Source organism: Clostridium tertium (genome assembly GCF_017873245.1).
GTDB lineage: Bacteria > Bacillota > Clostridia > Clostridiales > Clostridiaceae > Clostridium > Clostridium tertium.
In genome coordinates, this window is sequence record NZ_JAGGJY010000030.1 from 1 (window position 1) to 9,662 (window position 9,662).

Below are 9,662 nucleotides of genomic sequence, written 5' to 3' on the forward strand. Positions count from 1 at the left end.
TGAGTCTTAATGTTAAGACGTCTAAAAGAATTGCTGGTTTGTTTACTTAACTTATATTCTGTTCAATTTTCAAAGACCATTTTCTTCATCGCCCTCAAGCGACTTAATTATTTTATCATTTAAAGTTATCATTGTCAACACATTTTTATTGTTTTTATGATTTCTTTAATTTGTTTCGTTCCTCGCTTGGAACGAGATTAATCTTACCACTTATATTAATACTTATTTCTACAAAATATGATATTTATATTAAATTATATTACTAATACTTAATAAAACTCTTTATTTCTAATATATAATACTATTGATACACCAGGAACATTTGTTATTATATTTTATCTATATAGTAGCCATTAGCCCTATTTCTATAGCTACTATATAGATTTATATATTTAATATTTAATATTTATTTTTATATTTCTTTCTTAAACAACTTTTGCTCTTTGAATAGTTACGGGATAATTACTTGTCCCCTTAATTACTTGACTTTCATTTACTACAGTTCCTTTATCAGCTATAACACTATCCATTATGGCATCAGAACCAATTATTGTGTTTTGCATTATAACGCAATTCTCAAGCTTTGCTCCTCTTCCAATAACAACTCTTCTACCAATTATACAATTTTTTATTTCTCCCTCTATATATGATCCATTTGCAATTATAGAGTTTGATACTAGGCTCATATCTGTATATTGTGTTGGAGGTTCATCTTGTGATTTTGTATATATAGGTTTTTTATTATAAAACAACTCTTTATTTATATTTTGATCTAGTATATCTAGATTAGTATCAAAATATGATTTAATAGAATTTATACAAGATAAATATCCATCAAACTCAAATGCTCCAACTTCAAATTTATTAAGATTTGAAGCTATATATCCTCTTATTTTTCTATGGATTCCAGTTTTTATGCATTCATGAATTATATTAGTAAATAACTCCCTCTTCATAATATACATTTCCATATTTATTTTGGCATTTTTCTCTCTACCTATATTTTCACCAATGCTAATTACTCTATTATTATTATCTATATTTAAAACTTCACACTCTATAAACTTTTTATCTGCCTCTTCTACTTCTTTATATACTATAGTTATATCATTTTTAGATTTCTTATGATATCTTAACGCTTCATTATAATCTATATTGCATATCATATATGATGGACTTATTAATACGTATTCCCTCCTACTTTGCTCAATAAACTCAATATTATCTAGAAAATTATGAACATCATCATAGTTAGGGTCATAATCTCCAAAGTTAAACACTCTAAGCCCATCTTTTTTTCTATGCAAGTCCCATGGTCTACCATTAGTTAGATGATTTATTAATGATCTTGATTTATTAGCTGTGAATATTCCTATTCCCTCTATTCCTGAATTAGCCATATTAGATAGCACAAAATCAATAACTCTATATCTTGCAGAAAGAGGCACTGATGCTAAAGTTCTATACCTTACTAATTCTCCCATCCTACTTTGGTTTTCATCTAAATTTATTATCCCTAAACAATTATTCATTCTCTCAGCCTCCTTAAATATTAATCACTTCATCATCTAAACATATCTCTTTTAAAGTTATAGTTGATTCATTAACTATATATTGATAAGCCCCAACAACTTCTATTGAAGCCCCATTACCAATTCTACAGCCATGATTTATTATTGCATTGCTTCCAACTATAGTTTTATCTATTACAACATTATCTCCAATTTGTGCATTGGGCATTATTACAGAATCCCTTATTACTGTATTTTTACCAACATACACACCTTGAGATAATACGGAATTTTCTATTTTACCATTGATTATACAACCTTCTACTATTAAAGAATTTACTATCTTAGCCTCTTCCCCTATATAATGGGCTGGCCTTACTTGATTCTGCGAATATATTTTCCATTCACTATCGTATAAATTTAAATCATTATCTATTTTCAATAGATCCATATTAGCTTCCCATAAGCTATCTATAGTTCCTACATCCTTCCAATATCCTTTAAATGGATATGCAATTAGCTTTCTTCCTTCATTAAGCATTTTAGGTATTATATTTTTACCAAAATCATTACTTGAAGATAAATCATTTTCATCTTCTCTTAGGAATTTCTTTAATACTGCCCAATTGAAGATATATATTCCCATTGATGCATTAGTACTCTTAGGTTCACTAGGCTTTTCTTCAAATTCATATATTGTGTTATCTTCTCTAGTATTCATTATTCCAAATCTACTAGCTTCTTCTAGTGGAACATCTATAACTGCAATTGTTGCATCTGCACCATTATCTTTATGAAACTCTAACATATTATCATAATTCATTTTATAAATATGATCACCTGACAGTATTAAAACATATTCTGGATCATATCTATCCACATACTCTATATTTTGATAAATTGCATTAGCAGTTCCCTTATACCAATCCCCCCCCTTTTCTTCTTGGTATGGTGGCAATATGGATACTCCTCCATCTCTTCTATCTAAATCCCATGGATCACCTATTCCTATATGGGAATTTAAATCTAACGGCTTGTATTGAGTTAATACACCTACTTTGTAAATACCCGAATTGGAACAATTACTTAAAGGAAAATCTATAATCCTATATTTCCCACCAAATGGTACTGCAGGTTTTGCTATATTTTTAGTTAATATTCCCAACCTAGATCCTTGTCCACCTGCTAAAACCATTGCTACAATTTCTTTTTTTCCCATACTCTCTCTCCTATACTCATATATTAATTTTAGAAAAATTTATTTATTATCATTGTTAGTAATTAATTTGTTATATATTTCAATATATTCCTTTGCAGACTTTTCCCAACTATTATCTGCACTCATAGCTTGTCTAACAATGTTATTCCATTTATCTTTATTTTCATAAATCTTTAGGGCATATTTTATTATATTAAGAAGTTCTTCAAATCTGTAATTCTTAAAACCAAATCCATTTCCAGTCTCATCATACTCATTATAAGGAGTTACTGTATCCTTAAGCCCTCCAGTTTCTCTAACTATAGGAATACTTCCATATCTAAGTGCAATTAATTGTCCAAGTCCACAAGGTTCAAATAATGAAGGCATTAAAAACATATCAGATGCAGCATAAATCTTATGTGCTAATTCATTACTAAATTTTATATTTGCACTAATCTTATTAGGATGCCTTCCTTGGAAACTTTTAAAACTTTCTTCATACATATAATCTCCAGTACCTAGTACCACAACTTGAATATCTTCTTTTAATAATTCTTCTAATATATTAATAATTAAGTCACAACCCTTTTGATGTGTTAGCCTAGATACTAATCCAATCATTGGAACATCCTTATTTACTGTTAACCCTAATTCTTTTTGTAATTCTTCTTTATTAATTTTTTTATTTTCTAAATCATTAACACTATAAGTAGAGTATATATACTTGTCCTCTTCTGGATTATACTCCTTATAGTCTATTCCATTTACTATTCCTTCTAATACAGAGCTTCTATATCTAAGTAACCCCTCTAACTGTTCTCCATACTCTGGAGTTTTAATTTCCTCTGCATAACTCTTACTTACTGTAGTAACTTTATCTGCATAGTTAATTCCACCCTTTAGAAAACTAACTGCACCATAATGTTCTAAACTCCCATTATTAAAGGATTCATAATCATAACCAAATAGCTCTGGTAAAACTTTAGGATCAAACATCCCTTTAAAAAATAAGTTGTGAATTGAAAACATTGTTTTCATATTTTTGAACTTTTCTTCCTTTGAATATTCTAATTTAAGAAGTACTGGTACCATTCCAGTTTGCCAATCATTACAATGTAATATATCTGGAACCCAATCTATATGTTTTACGAATTCTAAAACTGCTCTATCAAAAAAAGCAAATTTTTCGCCATCATCATAATATCCATACAATCCACCTCTATTAAAGTAGTATTCATTATCTAAAAGATAAAACTTTACTCCTTCATGTTCATATTCCAAGATTCCACAGTATTGATTTCTCCATCCCACATTTACAGTAAAATTATCAATATACTTTAAGTTTTCTTTTATCTCCTTTTTTATATCCCTATAATTAGGAATTACTACTCTTACATCTGCACCTAGATCATTTAATGCTACCGGCAAAGCCCCAATAACATCTCCTAATCCACCAGTTTTAATAAACGGATGTGCCTCTGATGCTACTATTAAAATATTCAAATTTATCCCCCCAATTAAATCTCATGTTATTTTTTTAACTTTCTATTATCTCCTTACTTTCTATGGCATTTCTTTCAGAACTCTTAACTAGTTCTTTAATAGATAATATTGAAACAGCCATAGGTGGTACTTTTAATGCAATAGAGTATGGCTTATTATGATACTCTATTTTTTCTGATAATATGACATCCTCATTTAATTGATTTGATCCTCCAAACTCCCTTTTATCAGAATTAAATATCTCGCTATATTCTGCATTATATGGTACTCCAATTCTAAAATCATGATATACAACAGGTGTAAAGTTACAAACAAATATTAATGCATCTTTAGTCTTATTTCCTTTTCTTATAAATGTAAATATGCTTTGATTAGCATTATCTGCATCTATCCACTCAAACCCATTAGTATCATAATCTAATTCCCAAAGAGCATTATGTTCTTTATAAAACCTATTTAAAGTCTTACAATAATCTTGAGTTACTTTATGCATCTCAAAATTCTCAATTAATTTCCATTCTAGCTGTTCATACTCCCTCCACTCTATAAATTGAGCAAATTCGTATCCCATAAACGTTAATTTCTTTCCTGGATGCCCCATCATATAAGCTAAATATAATCTTAACCCGGCGAATTTATTCCAATAATCTCCCCACATTTTATCTATCAAGGATTTCTTACCATGTACTACTTCATCATGTGATATTGGTAATATAAAATTTTCTGAGTAGTTATACATCATAGAAAAATTCATATTATTATGATGATGTTTTCTATATATAGGATCTATTTCTACATACCTCAACGTATCATTCATCCATCCCATATTCCACTTAAAGTTAAATCCTAATCCACCATCTTCTATTGGCTTACAGACACCTGCCCATGATGTTGATTCTTCAGCAATCATAAGAACATTCTTAAATTCGCTAAACACAGCTTTATTTAATTCTTTTATAAACTCTATACCTTCTAAACAACCATCTCCACCAAATTTATTTGGTCTCCATTCACCATCATTTCTTCCATAATTCAAGTAAAGCATATTAGATACTGCATCTACTCTTAATCCATCTATATGAAACTCTCTTATCCAAAATAGTGCATTGGAGATTAGGAAACTTTTTACTTCAGGCCTACCCAAATCAAAATTAGCTGTTCCCCATCCTTTGTTCTCAGCCTTCCATCCTTCTTGATATTCATAAGTTGGGCTACCATCAAAATGATATAAACCATGTTCATCTTTACAAAAATGTCCTGGTACCCAATCAAGAATAACTCCAATATTATTTTTATGAAGTACATTTATTAATTCTTTTAGACCTTCTGGATTGCCATATCTACTAGTAACAGAATAATATCCCGTTCCTTGATACCCCCAAGAAGCATCTAATGGATGTTCTATTAATGGCATAAACTCTACGTGAGTATAACCCATTTCTGTTAAGTACTTAGGTAGCTCATCACATAACTCTTTATATGTAAGAAACTCGCCCTCCTTAGTTTTCCATGAACCTAAATGCATCTCATAAATATTTACTGGTGACTTTAAAATATCTGTTTTTTCTCTTTTATTTGTCCATCTTTTATCTGACCACCTAAACTTACATTCATCTGTAATTATTGATGCAGTATTAGGCCTAAGCTCTGAAAACATTGCATAAGGGTCTGCTTTATATACCCCATTTGAACTATTCTTATTTATAATAAAATATTTATATTTAGTACCTTCTTTTAACCCTGGTATAAATATTGACCATACTCCTCTTTTATTAACCTTTTCCATTTTAAATTCATCTTCTGGTTTAAAATCACAAAAATCTCCAACAACATAGATTTTGCTTGCATTCGGTGCCCAAGTTGTAAATCTTATTCCCCTTTTTCTCTTTTCAGTAACTAAATGAGCTCCCATAAATCTATAACTACTATAATTTTTGCCTTTATGAAATAAATCAATGTCTATATCTATAAGCTGTCCATTTTTAACTTTATCCTTTGCCACTTTAGTCATACAACCCCTCCCCTTGAAGTTAACATAATTCTCATGTTGATAATTATATCACCTCATTACATTATTTTCCATTTTTTCCGTAATACTATAATCGTTACTATCTATTATTTTTCTTCATATATTTACAGCCAACAGGTTTTAATATATTAAGAACTACTGCCATACGACTATTTAATATAATATCTATGGCATTTTTACAATTTCAACTCGAATTTTCACTATCAATATATATTAAAACTATATTAAGGTTTTATTAAGGTTTTATACCTCTTTAAATTAAGATTTTGATTCTAAAATTATTAATAGATAACTTAAGGGAGGTAACAAATTGAAGGTTTTAGAGGTAAAAGGACTTAAAAAGAAACTTGGAAAAAGAGAAATAATAAAAGATATCTCTTTTTCTGTAGAAGAAGGTGAAATATTTGGCTTCTTGGGGCCAAATGGAGCCGGAAAGACAACAACTATAAGAATGTTAGTAGGACTTATAAATCCAAACGGAGGTAGCATCAGTATCTGTGGGCACGATTTAAAAAATGATACGGAAAAAGCCTTAAAGGAAGTTGGTGCTGTAGTTGAAAATCCTGAATTATATAAATACTTATCAGGAAGAGAAAATTTAATGCAAATTGCTAGAATTAGAAACATTCCTAAAACGCAAGTAGATGAAACCATAAAATTAGTAGGCCTTGAAAATAGAATAGACGATAAGGTTAGAAAATACTCACTAGGTATGAAACAGCGCTTAGGTTTGGCTGCTTCACTCCTATCAAATCCAAAACTTCTTATTTTAGATGAACCTACTAATGGGTTAGATCCATCAGGAATATTAGACTTTAGGGAAGTAGTTAAGAAAGCTGCCAAAGAAAGAGGGATGGCTGTATTTATATCTTCACATATACTTTCAGAAGTTCAACATCTTTGTGATAGGGTAGCATTTATAAATCATGGAACTATAAAATCAGTAGAAAATGTAATGAATGAGTCTATGGAAACTGATACTGATATAATTTGCTTAAAACTATTACAAGAAATAGATACTAACAAATTATTATCTGTTGACTATATAAATTCTGCTAGGAAAACTGATGATGGAATAGAAATAATATTATTATCCAATAAGACTCCTGAATTAATTAAATATCTTGTTAATAGCAACTATGATGTACAAGAGGTATTTAAGATACGTAAAGGCCTAGAACAAAGATATATGGAATTAGTTGAAGGAGGAATTAGATAATGTTATTAACTCTTATAAAAAATGAATTTATTAAAATTTTTAAAAGATCTAAAACTTGGATCGTCTTTGGATTATTTATAGCATTCATTGGAATAACTGCCTTTGGTACATGGATGAATGACAAGCATATGAAGGAATGGACTTCTCCTGAATATCAAATAAAGCAAGCTGAAGAACAATTAGTTCATATAAGAAATGATATAAAAAGAGCTGAAGCCGATGGAGACCCGCAATGGATTCAAAACTCCAAAGACATAGAAACTAGTCTTTTAAAGCAAATAGAAGATAATAACGAAATAATCAAAAATGGTATCTCTGAAGATGCATGGAAAAAGCAATTAGACGAGTCAATAAAATCTACTGAAAATATGATTAAACAATATGAAGAAGATGGTATAAATGAATGGAATAAAAGATGGTATGCCCAATCAAAACAACAGTTAGATGACTTAAAATATTTAAAGGATAATAACATAAAACCTTTGCAAGGTTGGGAATATCATGCTTTTAACTTCCTAAGAACACTTAATAGCTTCTTTGGATTAGGAGTATTAATAGCAGGAATTGCTGTATTCATGAGTGATATTGTTTCAGGTGAATGTACACCTGCAACATTAAAATTCCTACTTGTGCAACCAGTTAAAAGAGGTAAAATTCTATTATCTAAGTTCATCGTTTCAGTTATTACAGTATTATCATTAATATTAATACCTCAGTTAGTTGGAATGACAGTTGTTAATATGACAAGTAATGTTGATGCATCAGATTATCCAGTCAGAATCGAACAAAAATATGAAAAAGTTTTTGATCAAGGCTCTGGAGAAATGATAATGAAACAAATTCCAGATACATCAAAAATGGTCACTAATAATGAAAGTGCTGTAAGAACTATAGGTTATCAAGCATTATTTATTTTATCAGCTTGCTCCGTTATTTTTATGATATCAACTATATTTAAAAGTAGTATGATCTCAATGGCTGTCTCAGTAATATCAACTATCTTCTTAGCAATAGGAACTCAAGCAATTAGTTCAATAAGAGATATTAGTCATCTTCTCTTTACAACTTATGCTGATGCAGGCAGCTTAGTAACTTCTGACTTAGCATTAATGTATCAAAACCCTAAATTAACAACAACCAATGGAATAGTTTGTATGATTATAACGGCAATAATAGCTTATATAATAGCACATATTAATTTTACTAAAAAAGATATTTTAATATAATAAATATAATAACTTTAGATAGCATGAATCTATATTAATAAACCCATTAATGCAGAGTATAATATATAAACATAAAGGGGGTCGCGAAACGCGACCCCCTTTGTATATTATCAAATTTACTAATTATAATAACTTTCTACTATTAAAATATGCAATAAGAAAATCCTTTTTAAATTATTTTTCTTGTAAATATAAAATAAAAAAAATATATTAAATAAGTACTATCTTGTATAGTTTTATAATCTAAGTTAAAGGCCATAAATAAATTCTTTAAATAATTATCTATTTAAATTTTATATTGTATTCATTTTATTTATCCTCAACTAATAATATAGTCCACAACTAATAAACTATTATCCACATATATATAAAGTTATCAACATTATATATGATAATAAAGCAATTAATGTTGATAACTTTTTGTTTATTTGTATATATAATAATTCTTTATTTAATATATATAAATACTCTAACATTCTTATCTATATTTCTTTTAATCTATTCTTTATAAAAATACTATATTAAATTATGAATCTAATTTGAATATGATAGCATCTGATTCTGAATTAAGTGCACTTAGTTCAGAGAACTGTTATTATTACAATAAATTTAAACCTATTTTTATTGGTCAAACCCTCAACCTATTAGTATCAGTCGGTTAAATATGTTACCACACTTTGAAAATAACTATCTCTTGAAGGATAAAACAATGATAAGGCAATAAAAAAGACTTAAGAATAAATTCTTAAGTCTTTTTAATAACCTGGCAACGTTCTACTCTCCCACACAGTCGCCCGTGCAGTACCATCGACGCTGTAGAGCTTAACTTTCCTGTTCGGAATGGAAAGGAGTGTTTCCTCTACGCCATCATCACCAGATTTCAGAGTGTTCTCTGAAAATTGCACATGAATTAATTTCAAGCCTATTTTTATTGGTCAAGCCCTCGACCTATTAGTATCAGTCAGCTAAATAT

At 29.0% G+C, this 9,662-nt stretch carries 6 protein-coding genes and 1 rRNA gene; 2 read left to right on the top strand and 5 right to left on the bottom strand.

The genetic code is table 11. The features are described 5' to 3' along the window. Positions 1-425 precede the first annotated feature (425 nt). The 4 genes from glgD to glgB are packed head-to-tail and all read right to left on the bottom strand — an operon-like array spanning position 426 to position 6,226. Complete coding sequence (gene glgD / locus J2Z25_RS18305) at positions 426-1,532, bottom strand: glucose-1-phosphate adenylyltransferase subunit GlgD (protein ID WP_008681306.1); 1,107 nt, start codon at positions 1,530-1,532, stop codon at positions 426-428. Positions 1,533-1,545: 13 nt separating this feature from the next. Next, positions 1,546-2,730: a glucose-1-phosphate adenylyltransferase gene (locus tag J2Z25_RS18310; protein ID WP_209741548.1), complete on the bottom strand. Its 1,185-nt coding sequence runs from the start codon at positions 2,728-2,730 to the stop codon at positions 1,546-1,548. Between the two features lie 39 nt (positions 2,731-2,769). Continuing rightward, positions 2,770-4,215, bottom strand: coding sequence for a glycogen synthase GlgA (gene glgA / locus J2Z25_RS18315; RefSeq protein ID WP_008681302.1), 1,446 nt, complete (start codon positions 4,213-4,215; stop codon positions 2,770-2,772). Positions 4,216-4,249: 34 nt separating this feature from the next. After that, positions 4,250-6,226 carry a 1,4-alpha-glucan branching protein GlgB gene (gene glgB, locus J2Z25_RS18320; RefSeq protein ID WP_008681300.1) on the bottom strand — a complete coding sequence of 659 codons (1,977 nt, stop codon included), beginning with the start codon at positions 6,224-6,226 and terminating at the stop codon, positions 4,250-4,252. Between the two features lie 328 nt (positions 6,227-6,554). Between glgB and J2Z25_RS18325 the strand changes: the two genes are divergently transcribed. Together J2Z25_RS18325 and J2Z25_RS18330 are read left to right on the top strand one after the other, a co-directional pair. Beyond that, on the top strand, positions 6,555-7,463 hold the full coding sequence (locus J2Z25_RS18325) for an ABC transporter ATP-binding protein (protein WP_097034529.1): 909 nt from the start codon (positions 6,555-6,557) through the stop codon (positions 7,461-7,463). Further along, the gene (locus J2Z25_RS18330) at positions 7,463-8,689 is read left to right on the top strand and encodes an ABC transporter permease (protein ID WP_008681296.1); all 1,227 of its coding nucleotides are present in this window, start codon (positions 7,463-7,465) and stop codon (positions 8,687-8,689) included. The genes J2Z25_RS18325 and J2Z25_RS18330 overlap by 1 nt, the downstream gene beginning before the upstream one ends. A gap of 761 nt (positions 8,690-9,450) precedes the next feature. On the opposite strand, the gene rrf is transcribed toward J2Z25_RS18330, so the two are convergent. Then, positions 9,451-9,567, bottom strand: a 5S ribosomal RNA gene (gene rrf, locus J2Z25_RS18335). Positions 9,568-9,662: the final 95 nt, after the last annotated feature.